This window comes from Blautia luti, from assembly GCF_033096465.1.
Lineage (GTDB): Bacteria > Bacillota > Clostridia > Lachnospirales > Lachnospiraceae > Blautia_A > Blautia_A luti.
On the sequence record NZ_AP028156.1, the window covers coordinates 3,622,400 to 3,645,840 of the forward strand.

Annotated in this window: 21 protein-coding genes; 3 read left to right on the top strand and 18 right to left on the bottom strand. The window is 42.7% G+C overall.

Going from position 1 to position 23,441, the window contains the following annotated elements:
- Positions 1-78 precede the first annotated feature (78 nt).
- Positions 79-666 carry an energy coupling factor transporter S component ThiW gene (gene thiW / locus R8695_RS16770; RefSeq protein ID WP_118510034.1) on the top strand — a complete coding sequence of 196 codons (588 nt, stop codon included), beginning with the start codon at positions 79-81 and terminating at the stop codon, positions 664-666.
- Positions 596-1,396, top strand: a complete 801-nt coding sequence (gene thiM / locus R8695_RS16775) for a hydroxyethylthiazole kinase (protein ID WP_154780111.1) — start codon at positions 596-598, stop codon at positions 1,394-1,396. Before thiW ends, thiM begins: the two co-directional genes overlap by 71 nt.
- A 104-nt stretch (positions 1,397-1,500) precedes the next feature.
- On the opposite strand, the gene R8695_RS16780 is transcribed toward thiM, so the two are convergent.
- The 13 genes from R8695_RS16780 to R8695_RS16840 all read right to left on the bottom strand — a co-directional run bounded on the left by R8695_RS16780 (position 1,501) and on the right by R8695_RS16840 (position 15,913).
- On the bottom strand, positions 1,501-2,871 hold the full coding sequence (locus tag R8695_RS16780) for an MATE family efflux transporter (RefSeq protein ID WP_154780186.1): 1,371 nt from the start codon (positions 2,869-2,871) through the stop codon (positions 1,501-1,503).
- A gap of 285 nt (positions 2,872-3,156) precedes the next feature.
- On the bottom strand, positions 3,157-4,308 hold the full coding sequence (locus R8695_RS16785; protein WP_118509902.1) for a double-cubane-cluster-containing anaerobic reductase: 1,152 nt from the start codon (positions 4,306-4,308) through the stop codon (positions 3,157-3,159).
- Positions 4,309-4,399: 91 nt separating this feature from the next.
- Positions 4,400-5,161 carry an acyl-CoA dehydratase activase gene (locus tag R8695_RS16790; RefSeq protein WP_167829752.1) on the bottom strand — a complete coding sequence of 254 codons (762 nt, stop codon included), beginning with the start codon at positions 5,159-5,161 and terminating at the stop codon, positions 4,400-4,402.
- 233 nt (positions 5,162-5,394) lie between these two features.
- Positions 5,395-6,729, bottom strand: coding sequence for a chloride channel protein (locus R8695_RS16795; RefSeq protein WP_154780112.1), 1,335 nt, complete (start codon positions 6,727-6,729; stop codon positions 5,395-5,397).
- Positions 6,730-6,936: 207 nt separating this feature from the next.
- Entirely contained in the window at positions 6,937-7,161 is a 225-nt protein-coding gene (locus R8695_RS16800) for an acyl carrier protein (RefSeq protein ID WP_008708237.1), read from the bottom strand.
- 22 nt (positions 7,162-7,183) lie between these two features.
- Positions 7,184-8,386, bottom strand: a complete 1,203-nt coding sequence (locus tag R8695_RS16805; protein ID WP_154780113.1) for a diaminopimelate decarboxylase family protein — start codon at positions 8,384-8,386, stop codon at positions 7,184-7,186.
- Positions 8,383-9,903 carry an amino acid adenylation domain-containing protein gene (locus R8695_RS16810; protein WP_154780114.1) on the bottom strand — a complete coding sequence of 507 codons (1,521 nt, stop codon included), beginning with the start codon at positions 9,901-9,903 and terminating at the stop codon, positions 8,383-8,385. Before R8695_RS16810 ends, R8695_RS16805 begins: the two co-directional genes overlap by 4 nt.
- 45 nt (positions 9,904-9,948) lie before the next feature.
- Positions 9,949-10,917, bottom strand: coding sequence for a hypothetical protein (locus tag R8695_RS16815; protein ID WP_154780115.1), 969 nt, complete (start codon positions 10,915-10,917; stop codon positions 9,949-9,951).
- The gene (locus tag R8695_RS16820) at positions 10,904-12,415 is read right to left on the bottom strand and encodes an MBOAT family O-acyltransferase (RefSeq protein ID WP_154780116.1); all 1,512 of its coding nucleotides are present in this window, start codon (positions 12,413-12,415) and stop codon (positions 10,904-10,906) included. The genes R8695_RS16815 and R8695_RS16820 overlap by 14 nt, the downstream gene beginning before the upstream one ends.
- Positions 12,416-12,546: 131 nt before the next feature.
- A complete protein-coding gene (locus R8695_RS16825; protein ID WP_154780117.1) occupies positions 12,547-13,410 on the bottom strand; it encodes a hypothetical protein in 864 nt (287 codons plus the stop codon).
- A 60-nt stretch (positions 13,411-13,470) separates the two neighbouring features.
- Positions 13,471-14,202, bottom strand: coding sequence for a transglutaminase-like domain-containing protein (locus R8695_RS16830; protein WP_118509886.1), 732 nt, complete (start codon positions 14,200-14,202; stop codon positions 13,471-13,473).
- 19 nt (positions 14,203-14,221) lie between these two features.
- A complete protein-coding gene (locus R8695_RS16835) occupies positions 14,222-14,917 on the bottom strand; it encodes a hypothetical protein (protein ID WP_118509884.1) in 696 nt (231 codons plus the stop codon).
- Between the two features lie 15 nt (positions 14,918-14,932).
- Positions 14,933-15,913, bottom strand: coding sequence for a hypothetical protein (locus R8695_RS16840; protein ID WP_182437384.1), 981 nt, complete (start codon positions 15,911-15,913; stop codon positions 14,933-14,935).
- A gap of 193 nt (positions 15,914-16,106) precedes the next feature.
- Between R8695_RS16840 and R8695_RS16845 the strand changes: the two genes are divergently transcribed.
- Positions 16,107-17,291, top strand: a complete 1,185-nt coding sequence (locus R8695_RS16845) for an SAM-dependent methyltransferase (RefSeq protein ID WP_154780118.1) — start codon at positions 16,107-16,109, stop codon at positions 17,289-17,291.
- 203 nt (positions 17,292-17,494) lie between these two features.
- On the opposite strand, the gene R8695_RS16850 is transcribed toward R8695_RS16845, so the two are convergent.
- The 5 genes from R8695_RS16850 to R8695_RS16870 form a co-directional block, all read right to left on the bottom strand.
- Complete coding sequence (locus R8695_RS16850) at positions 17,495-18,160, bottom strand: HAD family hydrolase (protein WP_154780119.1); 666 nt, start codon at positions 18,158-18,160, stop codon at positions 17,495-17,497.
- Between the two features lies 1 nt (position 18,161).
- A complete protein-coding gene (thiE, locus tag R8695_RS16855) occupies positions 18,162-18,803 on the bottom strand; it encodes a thiamine phosphate synthase (protein WP_167829753.1) in 642 nt (213 codons plus the stop codon).
- A 6-nt stretch (positions 18,804-18,809) separates the two neighbouring features.
- Positions 18,810-19,160, bottom strand: a complete 351-nt coding sequence (locus R8695_RS16860; protein ID WP_154780120.1) for an Hpt domain-containing protein — start codon at positions 19,158-19,160, stop codon at positions 18,810-18,812.
- A 44-nt stretch (positions 19,161-19,204) separates the two neighbouring features.
- Complete coding sequence (locus tag R8695_RS16865) at positions 19,205-21,262, bottom strand: diguanylate cyclase domain-containing protein (RefSeq protein ID WP_308418815.1); 2,058 nt, start codon at positions 21,260-21,262, stop codon at positions 19,205-19,207.
- A gap of 627 nt (positions 21,263-21,889) precedes the next feature.
- Complete coding sequence (locus R8695_RS16870) at positions 21,890-23,383, bottom strand: S1C family serine protease (protein ID WP_154780122.1); 1,494 nt, start codon at positions 23,381-23,383, stop codon at positions 21,890-21,892.
- Between the last annotated feature and the right edge of the window lie 58 nt (positions 23,384-23,441).

The window sequence follows — 23,441 nt, forward strand, 5'->3', positions numbered from 1 at the left end:
GCAGGATTTTATCTGTTTCCTGCACAACTGATAATGTCTGCTTCGGCAGACCAAATCTTCATTTCAAGGAGGTTCATTATGAACACAGACAGATCAAAAACACTCAGAATGGTCATGCTCGCCATGATGGTTGCCATCGGCGTTGTCATCTCACCCATTCTGAGAATCGAGGGTATGTGCCCTACTGCACACCTGATAAACATCGTCTGTTCCGTACTTCTGGGACCGTGGTATTCATTGCTTTGTGCCACTCTCATCGGAATCATCCGAATGATGTTTATGGGTATCCCGCCACTTGCACTGACAGGTGCCGTATTCGGCGCATTTTTATCAGGCGTTTTCTACCGCGCTTCTCATGGAAAGATTATCTGCGCAGTGATCGGTGAAATCTTCGGAACCGGTATCATCGGCTCTCTGGTTTCCTATCCTGTAATGGCATTTCTTATGGGCAGAAGCGGACTGAACGCATTTTTCTATACACCAATGTTTCTGGCAGCAACCTGCATGGGAGGCACTATTGCCTATTTCTTCCTGAAAGCATTAAGTCACGCAGGAATGCTTGCCAAATTCCAGCAAAGTCTCGGAGCAAGAGTATATGATCGAAAAGCAAACAAAACTCAGGCCGCTGACCAGGTCAGCCCAGCCACTGATACACTGCATCACTAATCCAATTTCTATCCATGACTGTGCCAACATCATTCTGGCTACAGGGGGACGCCCCATTATGGCGGAACACCCTGCAGAAGTGGCAGAGATTACAAGCCGCGCCCAGGCATTGGCACTGAACCTTGGAAATATTACAGACGCACGCATGGAGTCCATGCCGAAAGCCCTGGAAACCGCAGCCAGGCTTCACCTCCCGGTTATGCTTGACCTGGTAGGGACTGCTTGCAGTTCCCTGCGCTATGAATTTGCACAGAAACTTATGACCATCCACATGCCACAACTCCTGAAAGGCAACATGTCCGAACTCCTTGCCATGTCTGGTCAGACTGCACACGCCATCGGTATAGACGCAGGCGCACAGGATGTCCTCACAGATGCCAACTGCTCCCACCTGAAGAAGCTTTTCCAGGAAAAAGCAGCCCAGTGGAACACAACTCTCCTGATCACCGGCAAAAAAGACATGGTTGTTTCCCCAGACAAATGTGCATTTATTACAAATGGCACTCCTGCCATGTCACAGATCACCGGAACAGGCTGCATGCTTGGAATGATCTGTGCCACATATCTGGCAGTCACTGATCCTTTCACCGCTGCCGTGACCGCTGCCACTGAATTCGGCATAGCCGGAGAAAAAGCAGAAAAAAACAGCTCCGGCCCCGGAAGTTTCCAGGTGGAACTGCTTGATCAGTTTTATAATTTGCCAGCACAGGATTACCTTTTCTCACAATAATTTATCTTCAAAAAAAGTTCCTGTCAGATGACATAGATTAATTTATTCATATCATCTGCAGGAACTTTTTTTACCCTATATCTCTCAATATCTCTGCCTTTTCATTATATTACTTCCGCCCTGCGCATCTTCGCCAGCTCTCTTCTCGCAAACACAATTGCCAGCACAAATGCCGCCGCATCCGCAATCGGACCTGCATACATCACACCGTCAATTCCCATAAACAGTGGGAAAATAATGATCAGCGGCAGCAAAAAGATCACCTGTCGTGTCATTGACATCACAATACCAAGCTTCGCCATTCCGATAGAAGTAAAGAAACAGGAAGACATAGGCTGAATGCCATTTGCAAATGTCATAAACATAAAAATCTTCAGATATCGTTCTGCGAACTGGAAATACAGATCACTTCCTGTTCCAAAGATACTCACAATCTGATGTGGGAACAGCTGGAAGCACGCAAAAAATATAGTCGCGATCACTGTACAGGCAGTTATTGAATAACGATATGTCTGTCGAACTCTGTCGTATTTCTGTGCCCCATAATTGAATCCCCAGATTGGCTGACTTCCCTGGGAAATACCGATGCAAATTGCCATAAATACCATATTAACCTTGGAAATAACACCTACACATGCAATAGGAATATCACTTCCGTAGACAGAATTTCCACCATAATAACGCAGAATATTGTTCAGTACGATCTGAACAACTGCCATTGCGATCTGATTAATACAGGAAGCCATCCCCAAAGAAACAATCGCCTTAAGATAAGAGAGCTTCGGCTTCAGCATCGCCCCTGTCAGATACATCTTTCGAAACTTACAAAAATATACAATAACCAGAACTCCGGAAACAATCTGTCCAATCACCGTTGCCCAGGCAGCTCCTTTGATCCCCCATCCAAAACCAAAGATAAACAGCGGATCCAGAATGGTATTAATAATCGCTCCTGTCATGACACAGGTCATAGAATAAGTCGGGCTTCTGTCCGCTCTGACTACATGATTTCCACCAACAGACAAAATATAAAACGGAAGTCCCAATGCCGTAATTCCGGTATAATCAACTGCATACGGCATTACATCTGTCGTCGCTCCAAACAAAATCAGCAGTGGTTTCAGAAACACCAGCACAATCGCCACAAGGATCACACCGCTGATCACCAACGATGACAAAGCCGTTCCCGCGATCCCGCTTGCCTTCTTCTCCTGCCCTGCGCCCATTTCCAGGTTATAATTCGAAGCCCCTCCGATTCCCAGCAGTAATGCCAGCGAAGTAGCAATGGTCGTAACAGGAAATGCCACATTCGTCGCTGCATTTCCCAGCATTCCCACGCCCTGTCCAATAAAAACCTGATCCACAATATTGTACATCGCACTGACCAGCATACTGATGATCGCCGGAATCGCAAACTTCGCGATCAGGCTGCCCACTGGTGCTGTACCAAGTGGATTCTGCGCCTGTGAATTCATATCCTGCGCATTTTGACTGTTTTTTCCCAAGTAAAATCCTTCCTCTCTTTATCATATTGATATATTTCATCCCTGATAATTCCATAATAAAGCACTTGTCAGAATAAATTTTATTATTCCCCTGCTTTATGCCGTATTATTTACTTTAACATTTATTCTCCTTCCCTGCAACGAAAAAAACATGCAAACTCTTTCTGAATTTAAAGATCGTTCGCATGCTTTTTAGTCTCTTTTTACCCCAATTACTCTGTACTATAACAACAGAAGGATTTTATCTATATTAGATTACAGCATCTCAATCAGTGCCGCAATACGTGTATTAAGCTGTCCTATATCAGACTGGGAATAATCTGTCTCTACATGCAGATAAGGAATCTTCTTCTCTTCCCTCACAAATCTTCCAACTTTACCTGCCTCCACGTTATAAGTATGACAGGCCTGCAAAGTCATCTCCACAACAGCTTCCACCTGATACTCGTCGATCAGCTCATTCAGCAGTTCAAAACGGTTCGGATTCGGAGTCATAACAGAACATCCGATATTCAGATAACGTCTTGCAATTGCCTCATAGATATCCGGGTCACTTTCATCAATGAGTCTGTCCACACTCTTCGCACCAGAGCAGTTTTCAAATGCAACTACCACTCCACCGTTTTCTTCAATGGCTTTTACCACTTTCATGGTAGCACCACCCATTGGACATCCGGTAATTAAGATACGATGTTTCTTACCCTCATTCTTACCTGCTGCATATTCTTCTTTCACTTTCGCAGTCAGTGCATCAATCTCTGCCGGAACTTTGGAGCGGTCGAATTTGAAAGTAGTTCCATACAATACATTATAGAGATTCTCGCCCTTCATCGGTGCCGGATCCAGTTTCATCAATTCATAGAAATCTTTCAGTGCACGACGCCCTTCATTACTGATGCGAACCGCCTCGCGCAATTTCTCCTCTGTGATCTCCACCTCAAATTTCTTCTCCAGATATTCTTTGAATCGGATGATCTCACTCTTCCAGTACTGTAATGCAGCTTCTGTCTGCTTATGAGGAAGTTCCAGAATAAATACATCTTTAAATTCAGACATAAACTCATACATTTTCTTCTTTCCGTCGCAGGTAGTCTCACCAACCACAACATCTGAGAAATAGAAGAATGGACATTTATCTGTCACTGCGAAACCATAACTTGCCTTGATCAGCGGACAGAGATTTTTCGGCAGTGTCTGCTCTGCTACAGGAATTGTCTCATCAGACATGGAACATAAACCTACAGAAGCAGCTCCCATTGCCATTGCAATCTCCTGTGGGAAATATGTACAGTAAGAACCAATAACCGGAATATTCTGATCCTTGATCTTCTTGATGGCAAGAAATGAATTCTTCCTCTGTTCTGCAAACTCCTCAAATACCTCTGGTAACTCTTTAATTACTTCCATCTTTGTGTCTCTCAACTTTCTATATAGTTTTTATATTTTGATGTTTCAACCTTACTCCTACTGCTTTCGCATCATTTTCTACGATGTTCATTTATTTCTTTTTCTCTTTAGCAAGCAATGATGCTCCAAATGCTCCTGCATATCTTCCGTCTTTCATAGCTTCAACCATACATCCCAGATTCTCCGAAAGAATCTCTACGAAATACGGACATTCACTCAGTCCCCCTGTAAGAATCACCGTCCCGGGAAGCTGCTTTCTCCTGGCAAGCTGTGCAACCTTTTCCGCCACAGAATTTACTACTCCCGCAGCTATATCTTCTCTGCTTCGCCCCTCGCCGATCATACTGATCACCTCGGATTCCGCAAACACCGTACACAATGAACTGATCGGTACCGCAGTTCCCTTCGCTGCCAGATCAAACAACTCCGCAATCGTAACTCCCAGTCGATTCGCCATAATCTCCAGAAACTTCCCGGTTCCTGCAGAACACTTATCATTCATAAGAAAATCCTGGATCATTCCTTGCTTCACCAGGATCACTTTCGTATCCTGGCCACCTACATCAATGATCGCGCAGTCATTCCCCGCCATCTCTCTGCCACCTCTCCCATGACAGGTGATCTCTGTGATCACAAAATCCGCATAATCCACAGCCACACGCCCATATCCTGTAGCTGCTACACGAACTTCCTCACTCTTTACATCAATCCCTTCATCCAGAAGCCTTGATGCTATTTCCGATGCCGTTTCCTTACTGCTCCACCCTGTAGGCAGCACAAACTTTATTTCCCTGTCACCGGTTACAACTGTCTTCGAAGCAGTTGAACCGATATCAATTCCAACGTAATACACCCTTTCTCATCCACCTTCATTTCTCCGATTTCGTTTTTATATCTTCTATTATATACGAATACTTCTCTAATCAAAAATTTAAAACACAAATAAAAGCAGAGGATTTATTTCATTTGTCAATAAATCACACCTGCTTTTATTCTGACTTTATCTCTTGTCATCTACACATCCATGACCAGTACTTTTCATACAATCATCCGCAATATTTGCAATCCGCTTTGCAGTTTATTCAGTCAAAATCTCGTATGTTTGTTCACATATCTGGCCTTATACTTGGAATACACAATCGTCTGATCCTTATACAGCCCATAATATCCGGAAGCCGCATAACTGATAGACACCGCGATCAGATAAAACGAAACGCCTTTAAACCCAAACATCTCAAACGCGATCAGGATGGACGTGATCGGACAGTTCGTCACACCGCAGAATACTGCTGCCATCCCACATGCAGCACAGATAGACGGTGAAAGTCCAATCCAGTTACCCATCGTGCATCCAAAAGTTGCACCAATACAAAATGACGGCACAATCTCACCACCCCGGAATCCGGCACGCATGGTCAAAGCTGTCAGGATCAGTTTCCACAGGAAATCAAACGTTCTTGCCTGCCCGTCCTCCACTGCTTTCTCGATCAGTTCCGCGCCGGCACCCATATAATCAGTAGTTCCCAGAAGCATGGTGATTCCAATCACCAGACAGGCTCCCACAACCACACGGATATACGGATTCTTAAAATATTTTCCATAAGTTCCTGCAACTCCATTCAGCACCATACAGAACACAATACTGACCACAGCACATCCGGCTGCAACAACGCCCATCTTCAGTCCTGTCTCAATGGTCAACTCCGGAATATCCACTACATGAAAGGCCTCCGGTGTAACTCCCATACCAGCTGCAAACCCGGATGCGATCAATGACGCGATCATACATGGCATCAGCGCCGTATAATACATAACCCCAACACTCACAACTTCCAGGGCAAATACAGCAGCAGCCATCGGCGTTCCAAATAATGCAGAGAACGCCGCACTCATACCGCACATTACGATCACATGCCGGTCCTCTTCGTCCAGATGGATCCATCGTCCAAGCTGATTCGCAATACTTCCGCCAAGCTGGATTGCTGCACCCTCACGCCCTGCAGAACCACCTGCCAGATGAGTAAATGCCGTAGAAATAAAAATCAGCGGTGCAGACAGAAGCGGTACATCATCCTGGGATCTCACCGTAGAAAGCACCTGATTCGTGCCTCCGTCATCCTTGCCGAACTTCTCATACAGAAACACAATGATCAGCCCCATCACAGGCAGCAGATAAAATATCCATCCATTCTCTTTCCTGTAATTCGTCACACCTTTCAGCATAAAAGAAAACAGCGTACTGGCTGCTCCTACAATACATCCCACAAGCACCGCCAGCATCAGCCACTTCACAAGATTTCCTACATCCCTCTGGATCTCACCGCTGTAATATCGCAGCTTTCTTTTCAGTGGCCTTTTCTCTTCCATGCTCTGTTCTTTTGTGCTGTTCTCCTGAACTACACTCTTTTCCTCTTTCTCCATTTCCCCTCAAACCTTTCTTAAATATAACCCGTTTTCCCCATTTTATCATATATATTTAAATAAAAAAATAAGAAAGAATCCTGCTTACAGGATTCTCTGCCTGTGGTGGGCGCTTCAGCGACATAATTCCTCTTATACAAAAAAGACCTTTATTCCAGACATCTCCCGGTATCTGGAATAAAAGTCTTACGGATCAGCAACTTTCTATCAGCCTTTCAGTCTGCACACCATATCCCACAGTGCTTTCGCAGAATTGAAGTTCTCCGGAATGATATCTGCCGGAGTAATCGTGATATCATAAGTATCCTGTAATTCACTTACGATAGACAGGATCGCGAAGGAATCAAGGATTCCGTCATCAATTAAAGTATCGCAGTTCTCAAAGTCTGCATCCGGCTGGATTTCTTCCAGAAGTTCGATTAATTCTTCCATTTCGTAATCTCCTTATCTGTTTTTATTTTTCTGAATTTAAAGTGTCTGTATGTATACCATCCCGCACCAGACGTAGTCCCTCTTCCTTCGTCCAGAAATAGATTCTCGGAAGCGGACGGCTTAAGAACAGATAAATTCCCTCTGTCACGGAATAAGCACCTACCCTTTCGAATACCAGTATATCATGGATCTTCGGTTTATGCAGTGGAAAACGCTTCACAACCACATCGCTTACTGTACATAAGGCACCGCACAGATTCCAGTTCTCCTCTTTCCCTTCTGTCTTCTCTGTTCCGTCAGGAGCAAGCTGTGTGCAGTAGGGCTGTTTCATCGCCATGGCCTGTCCATAATAATTCAGATGATTGATACCGCCATCCATAATGATATACGGCTGTTCTTTATTTACTTTCATATCTACAATAGAAGTAACATAATATCCGCAGGCTGCTGCCAGGAAACGTCCCATTTCAAGCACAATCCTGCTCTTGAATTCAAGCCCGTCAAGCAGTGTCCGGAACTCACCCAGCACAGCTTCCATTTCCTCTGCCTTATCCTTCTTAAAGTACGGTACAAAGAAGCCCGGACCATATTCCAGTACCTGCGCCTGAAAACCACTCTGCTCCTTCAGCTCTCCCATAAATCCGTCCAGATGCTCCAGTTCCTCTTTCATCTGTGCCAGATCTTTCTTCTGTGTACCGGAATAGAACTGAAGTCCCTGAATTTCCACACCGCTGAAATCATTTCTGTGTGAAATGATCCCACGGATCTCGTCTTCATCTACGCCGAACTGATTTCCGCTGGTAACACGGATCAGTACAGAAATCTTCATCCCCAGCTTCATTGCAGTATCATTCAGGATATGCAGATGCTGCATGGATTCTACTGTATAAACACCTTTTCCTTTATAAGTGGAAAGTACGTACTCTATATCTTCCGGATTCTTATATACACCGGAAAGTACGATACGCTCCATAGGAACTCCCACACGCTCACAGATCCTGAATTCTCCAGGTGAACACACCTCGAAAGAAGGAACCACATCCATCATGGGACCTGTCAGAAAAGGATTGGCCTTCATAGCATAACACAACTCTGCCTTTTCTCCAAGACAGCTGTGCACTTTTTCCACAAATTCTTTCATCCTGTCCAGATCAAATACATAAGCTGGTGTAGGAGTCTTTTCTTTCTCGATCAATTCTTTGATAAATCCATATGCGGAACTCATTTGCCTTCCTCCTGATACATTTCAGTAAGTGCTTTTCTGTCAATTTTGCCATTCTTTGTAAGAGGCATTCTTTCTACCTGTCTGAACACATTCGGTACCATAAATGCAGGTACATACTGTCCCAGTGCTCTCGCCAGGGGACGTCTTTCAATCTCGCCTTCATAGAAGGCCACGATCTTACTCTTCGCTGTGTCAAAAATACAGCAGCTTCTTACAATCTCCGGAACCTTATCCATAGCTGCCTCGATCTCTCCCAGCTCGATCCTGTGTCCCATATGTTTGATCTGGAAATCTTTGCGCGTTGCGAAACACAGCTCACCCAGCTCATTGTAATAAGCCAGGTCACCGGTTCTGTACATAGGCTCCAGATATCTGTCATTCAGTGGATTCTGTACGAAAGCTTTCGCAGTCTGTTCCCTGTTCTTATAATATCCCAGAGCCAGGGCACTTCCGGATACACACAGTTCTCCGTTTTTATTCCTCTCTGTGATCAGCTTATCTTCCTCATCCAGAAGGAAAACTTTTTCATTAGGGAATGCCTTACCCATAGGAAGTACATCACCTGGCTGGAATTCTCTGTCTACAATGTAATAGGTACAGTTACAGGTGATCTCAGTTGGGCCGTAAATATTTACATACATTACATCCGGCAGATATTTTCTCCAGATATTCAGATGTTTCACGGGCATTGCCTCACCTGAGAAAAGGATCTTCTTAATATTATCCGGAACCTTATACTCGAAACCATTTAATGTGGAAATAATGCACAATGCTGATACTGCCCATACCAGAGTTGTTACTTCACGTTCGATCAGATAATCGATCAGCTTCATAGGGAAGGAGAACAGCTGTCTCGGAACAATCTGTACTGTAGCTCCTGTTTTCAGTCCAGAATAAATGTCTTTAACAGATACATCGAAATCCCACGGTGCCTGATTTCCCATTACATCCTTATCCGTAATGTCAAACAATTCTGTAAAGCAGTCAATGAAATCCAGTACCGATCTGTGTCCTACTACAACTCCTTTCGGAACTCCTGTAGAACCGGATGTAAAAATTCCATACAGAGGATCTACATCCAGTGCCTGCTCACGGATAGCTTTCAGTACTTCCGGATTCTCCGGTTCTGCTGCAAGTTCCGGTGCCATAAGTACTGTTCCGTGGAAGTCCAGCTTCTCCAGATCCTTTAAATATTTCTCAGAAGTAACGATCACATCACTGTCCAGGATTCCCAGGATCTGCTGCAGTCTGCTTGCCGGCTGTTTGGTATCCATCAGTACATAGAAGCATCCCGCATAAACAGCTCCCATGAAGATTCCAATTGTTTCTACACTCTTTTCCATAAATACCGGAACCGGATTTCTCGGAGTAAAATGTTTCGCCAGTGCAGTTCCTGTTCTTCTGGCAGTATTCTCAAGTTCGCTGAACGTACAGGATGTATTCTCATCTGCAAAAGCTGTTTTATCCGGATATTTCTTCGCTGATCCTTCCAGATATTCCAAAATACTTGTTTTCATAAAAATTCCTCCCTCCTGTTATAAAGCCTTGTTCTTCATCATTCGTTATTTACTTTCCAGTACCTGTGCAAGGACTTTGGAATAAGCTCTTGCAGCATCACCGTTCATATGTCCGTCATAGTCTGTATAAGCTTTCAATTCATGTGTAAACGCTTTAAAATACTGTGTATTAAAGTTTACATATTCCACACCCTGTTCTTCAAAAAACTGTCCGAAGTATTTCCAGGCTGCATTATAATTATCACTGTAATCTCTCAGTGTATCAATCGGTATCGGAGTTGAAACTGCTACAAATTCAATATCATTTGCCTTGCACAGCTCGATCAGTTTCTGAAGATATTCCATATTCTGCTGATTCACTTTACCTTCTTCATAGAGCTTGGGCTCAGATTTCTTCAGCTTCGTCACATCCACCGGATATCTTTCGATAAATCCACTCTCATGATATTCCTGTGTATCACTCTTTAAATGTGAAACATCATAATCCCCTGTGACCTTCTGTGTAAAGGTATCTTTCACCTTCGGAACTTCATAGCTCAGTGAATATTCATACCATGGAAACAGGATGGTACGGAAGTTACATTTGGCAATGGAATTCCAGAAATATTCCAGTTTTGCTTTGGAAAAAGGAAACTCATGATAGAACAGAAGATAGTTATTTCCTTCTTCTTTCTCTGTTACAAAATATCCAGGATCCACTTCATAAATGATCCTCTTCGGATTCTGTTTCTCTTTGATCAGCTTGGTAAGATAATAAGCATCAATCCCGTATTCCCCACCTACGCACATGTTATGTCCGCTGCGGCCTGTAACTTCTTCCATTGTGTCAGGATCAATATCTGTCATTCCATGGGAAGTTCCCAGAATAATATCATCAAATTGCTGTGTTACAACTGTATGTACATCGTTTCTCATAAACGTACACGGATAAAGTGCCAGATCCAGTCCCACAAGAAGGGCAATGCAGATCATCAGCACCAGGAACGTTTTTAATGTTTTCTTAAAATTGTGCATAAATAAATCCTCTCGCTACTGCTGTTGATCCGAAGAAGCCAATGGATGCAAGCAGACAAAAATAAATGATCACTGTAACCGGCAGGCTCAGTCCTGAAAGTGTTTCTCTTATCTTCATGCCCCGTTCCTGAAGAACACTTACGATAAAGAGGATCACACATCCAACTGCCAGGATTGCCAGTGCATAAGGGGTAAATGCTGTTCCTTCTTTTCCCGCCGGGATCAGGAGCAGCTGCGACGGAGTGAACTTCGTAACAGACAGTTTCATCATATGGAAAGCCTGTCCTACTGTATCCGCCCTGTCAAAGAACCAGCTGATATTTACCAGGATAAATGTACGGATGATCATAAACACATGATACCAGTTTTCTTTTCCTGTGATGTTCAGTTTCTTTTTCCAGTTTCTGTAGTTCTCTGCCATCAAGCCGCTAAATGCAATGATAATACCATTGTACATACCATAGACAATGTATTTCCATGCAGCTCCGTGCCACACACCTACTACGAAGAATACGATCAGGTTTGCCAGGCAGATCGGAAGAGTACGTCCGGTTTTTTTGCCGAAGACTTTCTTTCCCCATTTGCCAAATTTTCCCATCCATCTGGAAAGAGTGACCGGATAGAATACATAATCTTTCATCCAGGTACCAAGTGTGATATGCCAGCGATGCCAGAAATCCGTGATGGAAATGGAGAAGAACGGACGCTTGAAGTTCTCATCCAGCTCAATCCCAAACATAGAGGCAATACCAATGACCACATCCATACCACCGGAGAAATCTGCATACAGCTGAATGGTATAGAATAATACTCCGAAAAGTGCCAGACCGCTGTACTGATCCGGATTATCGAAGATCGCATCTACGAAAACTGCTGCCCAGTCTGCCAGGATCATCTTCTTAAAGAATCCCCACAAAATTCGTTCGAAACCTCTGGTAATATTTTTCCCCTCGAATTTATGCGGCTCATAGAGCTGATGGGCCAGACGGCTGTATCTGCCGATCGGTCCCTGCAGAATCTGTGGGAAAAAGGATACGAACAGCGCATATTTCACAGGATTCTTCTCTGCATCACAGCGCTTCCAGTATACATCCAGCAGATATCCGGAGGACTGGAAGGTGTAGAAAGAAATTCCCAGAGGAAGAAGGATCTCCATTCCTCTTAAATTCATGTGAAACAGCGCATTCAGATTTTCTACAAAGAAATTTGTATATTTTACCACACCCAGCATACCGAAGTTCAGCACCAGTCCCAGAATCAGAAGATTACGGGCACTTTTCTGACTTCCCTTGGTCTTCATTTTCTCAACGCCAAGCGCTACAAGCCAGGTAACCAGAGTGGAAAAAAGCAGGAATCCAACGTATTTCACGCCTCCTACCAGATAATAAATGTAGCTGAAGCACAGAAGCACCAGCCACTGACATTTCTGTGGCACAATGTAATAAACCAGCACACTTGCTGCCACAAATAACAAAAACAGATTTGATACTAACGACATGATATTTTTCTCTCCTGAACCTAAACAGGTTGCTGCACTAATTGCTTAATGCAGCAACCCCTGTCTTTTAACAATTATATAACCGAATCAGAATCACTTTTTCTGGTTCAGTTTTGAATGTCATTCCGGGCTTAGTTTAAAAGTCCGTTATCCAGACATCTGTTTCCACCGTCGTCAGATCCGCCGTCATCGGAACCACCATCATCAGAATCACCGTCATCTCCGGAATAATCATAGTCATCTCCGGAATAATCATAATCATCTCCGGAATAATCATAATCATTGCTGTAATCGTAGTCATTACTGTAATCATAATCACTGCTGTTATCATAGCTCTGAGTGGACTGTGAAGATGTCTGTGCCGGTGCTTCTGTTGGCTTCGGTGCAAGTGCCTGCTCTGTTTCCAGAGTATTGAAGGACTTCTTCTGGCTTGTGCTGTCGAATACCAGGTAAGCTACTTCACCTTCCAGATGAAGTTCTGCTTCTTCTGTATCACCGAATGGGAATGTGTGGATCTCTGCTGTTGTTTCATCCTCGAAAGTAAGCTGGATATTGTACTTCGGAACTTCTTTCTCAGCTTCTGCATCCTTGGAATCTTCTTCCTTGGTTTCCTCAGTATCCTTTGCTTCTGCATCTTTCTCTTCGTCCTTTGCATTCGGATCGAACCAGAGAACTCTTTCCTCATCTGTCTCAAATTTATCTTCGTCTTTCAGGAAATTGTCCGGATATTTCTCATCTTTTTCATTCTTTACAGTTACACCTGTGATCACCTTGCCTGTAAGGTTTTTCAGCTTTACGCTGAGTACTCCCTCTTTATCTTCTTCCGGTTTCTCACCGATAGTTTTTAATTCTTCCTCTTTCGCTGCATCTGTGGAATCAGTTTCTGCTGTGTCCTCTGTCTTGGCTGTATTGTCTGCTGCCATAGCTGCCTGGCTGAAGAGAAGGCTTGTTCCCAGTGCTGCTGTCATCAATGCTGTTACGATTTTTTTCTTCATGATTTCTGTCCTTTCTGACTGTCTGAATTGGCTTTTCTGTCATTGCTGAGTTTACTCAGATTAGTTTAAACGTTTGTAATCAATATATTTCAGAGTTTTTGGTGCACCATATTTTAATTTATATCCATTCAGTTTATATTCCTTCTGGAAATTCGGATCATATACATAAGTAGTTCCTTTATAATCAATCTCTACCCATGCATGTGCACCCTTACCAGATGATTTCTTAAAATATCCTTTTACATAATGTGCATCACTTCCGGATACCTTCGCCATCCAGTAGAATGTAGCTGCCATAACATAGCAGTCACCTCTCTGTCTCTGGAAACCATAGATTCCGTAATTTCCCGGTGTTTTCTTTGCAACTTTTACATTGGCTGTATACGGAATGGAAGCACTCCAGTTAAATGCTTTCTTTAAATTTCCTCCGTACATATCCAGTCGTGTTGCTGCAAGAGTTTCTACCTGATTCATCTTTTTCGCTTTGCCCTTGGAATTAATCTTGTAGTAAACATTCTTTACTTTCTTATATACGACTTTACCCGTTACATCGAAGTGATATTTCACTTTACTGATAGTTTTGGTAACATTTGTTACTTTCTTACCGTTTACATAATAGTACTTCTTTGAAGAATCCCAGCCGTTCTTCTTGGACGCTGTAGCACTTGATACAGCGATATCTTCGGCATTTTCAACGCTGTGAACTGTTGTCTCGGAAGCCACGATCGGAGCTGCCGGTGTAAATGCCATTACTGTACTGAGCATTAAAGCTGTTAACTTTTTTCTGTTCATTCTGATTTCCTCTCCTTTTCTATCTCCATCTAGTTATAACACTCTCTACCACTTCTGCACTGCTGCCCTCTCCATATGGACGGAACATATTTAACTCGATATTTGCATAAGTATAGGTTACATCCCATCCGTTTCCACCCAGGAAGCAGCTTTGTTTACTGATCTTTACTTTTTTTACCTGTTTTCCAAGCAGTTTTTTCAGCTTTACCGCATTCTGCTGATATTTTGTGGCATTCTTCTGGTACTTTTTACGATCAGGAACAGCTGTATAGGTTCTGTATACTTTGGACTTGGCCTGATTATACGCACCTGTCTTGGTATCAAAATAATACAGAATCGCTCTGCCATATGGTTTAGTGCTTGCCATATGGAAACCAGTTACTCTGTGTCCGTATACATCGAATCCATAATATTTGTTATCAATCTTCTTAATCACAATACCATATCTTCCCTGGAAATCCTTATCTGCCTGATAAGCTGCTCCATTCTTCTGGAAATAATAGATACATCCGGAAGAAGATTTTCCCCACTGGTTTTTAATCATCTTACCTTTTGCATTATAACCGTAACGTTTGCCTGATTTGGTTTTTACCTGTTTCACAGCTGTCATTTTTGTGGCAGCCTGTACAGTAACTGCCTGCTGATCTGAGATAACCGGAGTCAGCATCATGAGCAGACAAAGCATTACTGCAAATAACTTTTTGAATTTCTTCATTTTTTCTCTCCTCTTTTAAAATTTTATTCTGTGTTCCACTGTATAAGCAGGACGTGAAGCTGCACCAAACAGCGTTCCATACATGTTATCATAATAAAGCCCATTGATCATTACGAAACTGTGTCCGTCCGGAATGGTGATCACGTATGGCTGATAGCCCAGCTCCTTCGCAATGGCAGCTACGCAGCTTGCAATTCCATAACAGTTTCCTGTCAGCCCTGTCCGGAACATCTGTAATGCATATTTATACACCCAGTTCTTCGTCTTGAATTCCTGAGGTGTGGGGTCCATATATCCTACGAAATTGGTATATGCCATGATATAACGGAAACAGGAACGGAATTTCTCATAATTGCTTGCTCCCGCATTGCTGTGCTGTGCGATAAAGCTTCTAGCTGCAAATTTACACTGTACCTGTGTCATATTTGTGGCATATCCGTTCTTATTAAACTTAATGCCCTCCACTGTAGTACCTGCAGCACACTTTCCTCTCTTATCAGCATAGTACATTTTACCATTTAGCTCACGCCATCCTGTAAGCGCTCTTCCCCTGGCATTTACCAGGTATTTCACTTTGTTTACAGTTACAACGGCTGTTTTACCAGGCTCAACCCTCTGGGCCTTTTCATTGAAAACATAAAATACGCCTCTGACTTTATATGGGCCGTCATGAGCAGCAACTGTATTGGACTTAAACCAGTAATGCTTTCCATTTACCGTTTTCCAGGTGCTTGTGACCCTTTTGTTTTTTACATAGTAGCGATAAACTCTGCCCTCTTTTACCAGACCTTTTTTCACAGGTTTGGGAGTTGGCTTGGGCTTCGCTGTTGGCTTCGGCGTGATCGTAGGTTTGGGAACTATTGTGGTTTCCAGTTCAGGTGTTAAAGCAGCCGACTGTGCTGCGCTGATGCTCACACCGCCTGTACCCAGTATAAGGGTCAATGCACATACTGCCAGACCAAGTTTCCAGGGAACAAATCTGCTCTTCTTTTTCATTCTCATTTTCCTTTCATATCCACTGCAGAACTGCCCGGATATTCTGGTTCTCCTTTCCATTTTTATAAAACAATTATATTATATTCTACCCGTAATTTCAATCAAGACAGTGTTAATTTTGTATAATTATCACCTTGACGAAAAGGCCGTATAAGGGTGTATCATAATAACGAAGTTAAAGGAGGTACACTATATGTTTAATACACTTGAAGAAAAGACTGAAGAAAAAGCAATGGTACAGTTCCTTGAACGTTTTACTGATTATCCATTTCTGGTAAAGTTCAAGAATTCCGAATATCACATCGGTGAAGGCACTCCCACATTCACAGTTCATTTCAAAAAAGCCATTCCACTGGGTGACCTGATGAAAAGTACTTCTCTCGCACTGGGCGAGGCTTACATGCGCGGAGATCTTGATATTGAAGGAAACCTCTATGAGGCACTGGATCATTTCCTGGGACAGATGGGTAAATTCTCAACCAATGAGTCTGCATTGAAAAAGATCATGTTCAGTTCCACCTCAAAAAAGAACCAGGAAAAAGAAGTAACCAGCCACTATGACATCGGCAATGATTTCTATAAATTATGGCTGGATGAAACCATGAGTTACTCCTGTGGCTATTTTATTCATGAAGATGATTCCTTATATCAGGCCCAGGTAAACAAAGTTGACTATATACTGAAGAAACTTTATCTGAAAGAAGGTATGTCCCTTCTGGACATCGGCTGTGGCTGGGGATTTCTCCTGATTGAAGCAGCCAAAAAGTACAAGATCCATGGTACAGGCATTACCTTAAGCCATGAACAATATACAGAATTTCAGAATCGTATCAAAGAACAGCATCTGGAAGACTATCTCACCGTAGAATTAATGGATTACAGAGATCTGCCGAAGCACAATTACCAGTTTGACCGCGTAGTCAGTGTGGGTATGCTTGAACATGTAGGCAGAGATAATTATCAGCTTTTCCTGGATTGTGTGGAAAAGGTTCTGAAACCTGGCGGATTATTCCTTCTTCATTTCATCAGCGCCCTGAAAGAACATCCGGGTGACCCATGGATCAAGAAATACATTTTCCCGGGTGGAACTGTTCCAAGTCTGCGTGAGATCCTCAATCATATGGCTGAAGATAATTTCCACACTCTGGACATCGAAAATCTCCGTCTGCATTATAATAAAACCCTGCTTCACTGGGAAAAGAATTTCAGAGATAATCTGGATAAAGAAAGAGAAATGTTTGATGAAGACTTCCTCCGCATGTGGAATCTTTACCTGTCTTCCTGCGCAGCCACCTTCCACAACGGAATTATCGACCTGCACCAGATCCTGATGACGAAGGGAATCAATAACGAACTTCCTATGACACGTTGGTATTAGTCATTATAGTACTGTTGTTTCGTATATGATATTCGTACTATTGACTCCTGCGGTGTGACAGTAATATAACTGGTACTTCAACGCAACGTGTTCTTGCCAGAGATTCCTTTGGTATCATAAAAACATTACAAAAGTAATTTTCTATAATTACGGCACAAAAAAGTTCCATACGGTATATAATAAATAATACCGCATGGAACTTTTTATTTATGCCCTGCTAACCAGGCATCCATTCTGTCAAAATATTCTTCGCAGATTTCTTTCATTTCCGGCACTGCATCTTTACCGCTCTCATCATAAACTCCCAGCACCACGAATCCAGCTGTTTTCGCAGTCTGTGCTGCATGAAGCGCATCTTCCCAGATGATTGTTTCCTCCGGCTTACTTCCCAGAAACTCTGCTGCTGCCAGATAAATATTCGGTTCATCTTTCCCCGATCCAATCTCTGTGCAGGTAAAAATCTTTCCAAAATAATCTGCCACACCATTTCTCTCCAATGCAGCTTCCGTCAGAGCTTTATTTCCAGAAGTAGCTACCGCCATTTTTATGCCCTGTTCCTCAAGCCACTCCAAAGTTTCTTTCACTCCCGGCTTCAGAACAGCTTCATATTTATAGAAATTTGCTACAATCTTCAGCACATCCTTTATAATTTCCGGTATTGTCTGTTTCAGATCATAGGTCTCCTTCAGATATGCAGCTCCCTGCTCCAGACTCACAGAATGGAGCGCTTCTTTCGTTTCCAGTCTGCTCTTCAGCCCCAGACTGCTCAGATACCGCTCACCGATATCATTCCATACAGGCATGGTATCCAGCAATGTTCCGTCTACATCGAAGATCGCAGCTTTTATTTTCTTCCGGTAATCTTTCATATCATCCTTTCACCATCTCTTCAGAACATTTTTTCAGCTCTCTGGCAGCACTCTCAATATCCTGCTGTGCAAAAACAGCGCTGATCACTGCAATTCCATCTGCACCGCATCCGGTAAGTTCTTTTACGTTATCTCTGGTAATTCCGCCAATAGCCACCACCGGGATCCTGACTGCTTTGCAGATTTCCTTTAATGTTTCATGTGAAACATTTTTCGCATCTGACTTGGTACTGGTGGAAAAAACAGCGCCTACTCCCAGATAATCTGCACCATGGGCCTGGGCCAAAAGTGCCTGTTCTACAGTTCTGGCGGAAACACCGATGATCTTATCCGGTCCCAGCCTGTCTCTCACATCCCCGGCTTCCATATCGCTCTGTCCCACATGGACTCCGTCTGCATCAATTTCCCGGGCAATTTCCACATTGTCATTAATGATCAGCGGAACCTTATATTTCTTGCAAAGAGCCTTGATTTTCCGGGCTTCTTTCATAAAATCTTCTTCATCCAGATTTTTCTCTCTCAGCTGAAGAAATGTCACGCCGCCTTTCAGCGCTTTCTCTACCTGCTGGTACAAAGTCTCGCCATTAAGCCAGTGTCTGTCTGTAATTGCATACAGTCGTAAATCTTCACTTTTGCAGTTCACGATTTCCTAGTCCTCCATCATACGGATGGCATCAGTAGTTTTTTCATACTGCTCTGTCACCTTCGCAAAAAGTTCTTCACATCCGTTTGTATCTCTTCCTCTCAGCTTCTCTGTAATATCGAAGCTTACTTCATAAAGATTATCAAATCCAAGATTCTGGCATACGCCTTTCAATGTATGTGCAGCACGAAAGGCTTCCTCTCCGTTCTGTTCCTCCAGACCCTTTTTCAGGCTGGCATAACTTCCATCATCCAGAAATTTCTTTGCAAATTTTTTTATCAGGGCTTCACTTCTCAGTCTACCGAGAACTCCCTCATAATCAGCACCCATCTGTTCATAACACTCTTTTACTGTCATAATTTTATCTCCTTCATACAATCTGTTATTTATTTCCAACCTGATCAATCTATCGGCGATATGGCAGAAAACATTTCTGCCATGGATTCATCATAGAATCTGAAGTCTCCTGTTCCGCTCTTCTTCGCCGCGCTCAGCGCCTGATCCGCATACTGAAACAGGCTTTCATAATCCATTCCATATTTCTCAGTTCTGGCAGCACCAATGCTTACAGATATTGAAAAATCCCGGTAAAAACCATTCAGATTTCTGGAAAGTGTCCTCAGCATTTCCTCGCTACTCTCTGTATACTCCTGGAATACCAGAAATTCATCTCCCCCGGCCCTGGCTTCTACTGCATGAGTATCTACATTTTTACGTATGACATCACCCACATACCGCAGAACCTGATCACCGAAAAGATGTCCATACTCCCGGTTTGCATTGCTGAAAGAATCCAAATCTATAAGCATCAGGATGAATTTCTTATCCGGATATACTTCCAGAAGTTCCTGGATTTTCTTTTTGGCACAGTACTGTGTATATACTCCGGTAACTATATCCACTCCCATAATATCATTGATATCAGAGGTGTGGTCTTTATGATCTTCATAAATATCTATGATTTTACCGATGCAGCCCATATATTCCGGAACTTCATCTTCCGACCAGACGACTCTGGTAATAACATGGTATGTATGCATTTTACCGGATATGTTCATCTCCACATCTGTTTCTATTATCGGTTTATCTACAGAAGTTTTCCGCATCAGCTGATCAAACCTTTTCATATTTTCCCTGCCGATCACGGTCATAAGCTCTTCATTATCATCAGGCGTAAGATTGATCTCTTTTACCCCAAGTGTTCTGGATGCCCACTTGGTAAAGGTAAGCATTGCAGGGGAAACTGAATATTCAAATCGCATCTCCTTTGACATTGACACGAAGAAATGATACTTCATTCTCTCATATTCCAGAAGGCGTCTCGTTCTTTCTGAAGCTGAAATCTCCTGGGTCTGCAGTACCTCTTCCGCGATATGCTGCGTCTGTCTTTTATTCATTTCTCCCGGTGATTTCTCCTTCAGCTGTTCCTGTATCTCATCCTGAAGTTCTTCCAGACATTCCAAAAGAAGCGGGTTAAAAGTTCCGCATTCTCCTGCCAGGATCATCTCCATCGCCTTCTCATGGGAAAAAGCTTTCTTATATACTCGCTCACTGGTCAATGCATCATATACATCTGCCATGGAAACTACTTGTGCGGAAATTGGAATCTCCTCTCCTTTTAAGCCATCCGGATATCCTTTACCATCATATCTCTCATGATGCCATCTGCATATCTGATATGCAAACTTCACCAAAGGTTCATCCTTATACTGCTCCAGATTCTCCAGCATGGAGGCCCCGATCATGGAATGTGTTTTCATGATCTCGAATTCCTCTGCTGTAAGTCTGCCGGGTTTATTCAGAATCTTATCATCAATTCCTATTTTACCGATATCGTGAAGCGCAGATGCTGTTGTGATCAGAGATCTGTCTGTCCAGGACAGGTTGTATTTGTCCGTTTTCTGCACCAGACTGTCCAGGAGAAGTCCTGTGATGGTATTGATATGCAATACATGAAGACCACTTTCCCCATTTCGAAATTCAACAATATGACTGAGGATATTGATCATAAGACTCTCATTTTTCTCTTTCTCATAAATCTGATCCCGTACCATACCAGCTAGTTTCCTCTGTCTGGCATAAAGCATGATCGTGTTTCTGACTCTTCGGTACACAATCAGTGCATTATACGGTTTATTAATATAATCAGTCACTCCCAGCTCATATGCTTTCTCCACATATTCCGCTGAATTCTCTGAAGATATCATAATAACCGGCACTTCTTCGATCCAGTGATTCTTATTCATAAACGCCAGCACTTCAAAACCGTCCATGACAGGCATCATAATATCAAGCATGATCAGAGATATTCCACCCTCATACTGATGCAGCATGGCAATAGCTTCTTCACCATTCACTGCTTCTAGAATCTCGTATTCTTTCCCGAGCATTTCTGCAAGCATGGCACGGTTCATCTCTGAATCATCTGCGATCAGAATCCTGTTTATATCCTTACTCAAATTTTTCTTCTCCCTTTTCACCTTCTGATACATGTATCCGTAGTTTACTCATTTTATCATTCTCTCTCTGTTCAAACTATGTATTATTTTATCATACCCTTGGTTTCTTCACAAGTAACCGCGCAGAAAAAGGTCGGAAATGAGAAAAAATAGGTTACTGTTCACTTTCCAATGGTATTTAGATAATCTATACCCTTAGTCAGTCTTAAGGGTCTAAGTTACTGTTCACAGGTAATATCCCGCGAGGTGTTTTTTTTGAGCAAAGCTCACAGAAAACCCGAGACATACCGCGCGAATTTATGCGATTAGCATAAATTCTGTGCATCGCGAAGCATGTTACTGTGCACGGAGTGAACAGTAACGAGTCTAACAAAAAATTACAAAAGTCTTGACTTTTAAGCTGGAATATGTCAAGTGTTATATATAAATTTTTGTTAGATCCTTATAATATTAAATCAGGAGTCGTTATCTAAATACCATTGGAGAGTAAACAGTAACAAAAATAGTATGAGCAAAAAGGAACATCCGCATATCAATTTTCTCATTGTATATACGAATGTTCCATGATTTATATTCACTATTCAATTTACAGTTTCGGCATTCTCTGCTTTCCCTCAGTGAATTCCTTTATCTGAAAAATCCCTGGCTCTCAAAATACTTAATGAATGGATTGTCGTCATCACTGTTGTCCTGGGAATCATCCTGACTATCGGATTCTTCAGCATCTGAATCATCTTTTTTATCTTTCCTGTCACTCTTCTTACTGTCGTCAGATGTATCCTGGCTGTCACTCGCATCAGTGTTTTCATCCAGAGTTACTGTTATGGTATCTTCTTTATACTCAGTACCATTCGGAACTGCTACAGTAAGTTCAACCTCTTCACCTGGTTCATAGTAAGAAAGATATTCGATCAGCTGATCAATACTGGAAACGGATTTGCCTTCGAATTTCGTAATAACACTGTTTGCTTTCAGGCCAGCTTTCTCAGCTGCACCGCCCTCAACTACTTCGTTTACGAAAACACCTGCCGGGATACTGTACATCTGAACTGCTTCTGAACTTACAGAACGTCCTTTGATTCCCAGTACGCCATGGTCCGCATCTTCCAGTTTATCTCTGGTAGTCTCATTCATCAGATTTTCAAGAATATCTGTTACATCAGAAATAGCAATGGCATATCCCATGCCCTCAACTTCTGTAGATGCAAGTTTCGCAGAGTTGATACCTACAACTTCACCATTCATGTTCAGCAGAGCACCGCCGCTGTTACCAGGATTGATAGCTGCATCTGTCTGGATCAGGTTTACACCATCGCCTGTATCACTGCTGTCATCTGTTACTGTATTGTTGCTGGAATCCATTCTGCGGTTCTTCGCACTAACGATACCAGTTGTTACGGACTGTCCATATCCAAGAGCATTACCAATGGCAACTACCTGCTCACCAACTTTAAGGTCATCTGAGCTGCCTACATTGGCAACGGAAATGGCATCCATAGTATCGCTGTCAATGTCATCCAGTGATACAGATACAACTGCCAGGTCTTTCTCTTCATCGAATCCCTTTACAGTAGCTTCTACTGCATTACCATCTACAAATGCTACAGATAAAGTATCTGCACCAGATACTACATGATAGTTGGTAGCGATCAGAAGTTCATCATCATTCTTACCAACAATGATACCGGAACCGCTACCCTCTACTTCCTGCTCTTCCTGCTGTGGAGCATATCCATACATTCCGTACATTCCATAATAAGACTGTACCTCCTGTACAGATTTGGTTGTGATAGATACGATAGATGGAAGTGCTTCTGCTACAATATCAGAAACATCCATGCTTCCTGTTGCCTTTGTACTGCTGTCGGATGTATCCTCACTGGCATCTGACTTTAAATCGTTTTCTTCATCTGCTTTCTTCTCAGATTTCGCATAAGTCAGTTTATTTTCATTATTGGATGCTGCCTGAACAGTGGTTCCTTCATTCCATCCTGTAAGTCTGTTCACGCCTTCGAAACTTCCTGCGGCCAGACCGCCTGCCAGAACTGCACACAGGCTGAGTGTAAGACCTTTCTTTACAATTTTCTGTATTTTATCATTTTTATTATCTTTATTCATCATAATGAAGTCTCTCCTTTAGAACTCTCTCTGTTTCCTTTTGATGCTTCTAAGTATAGAA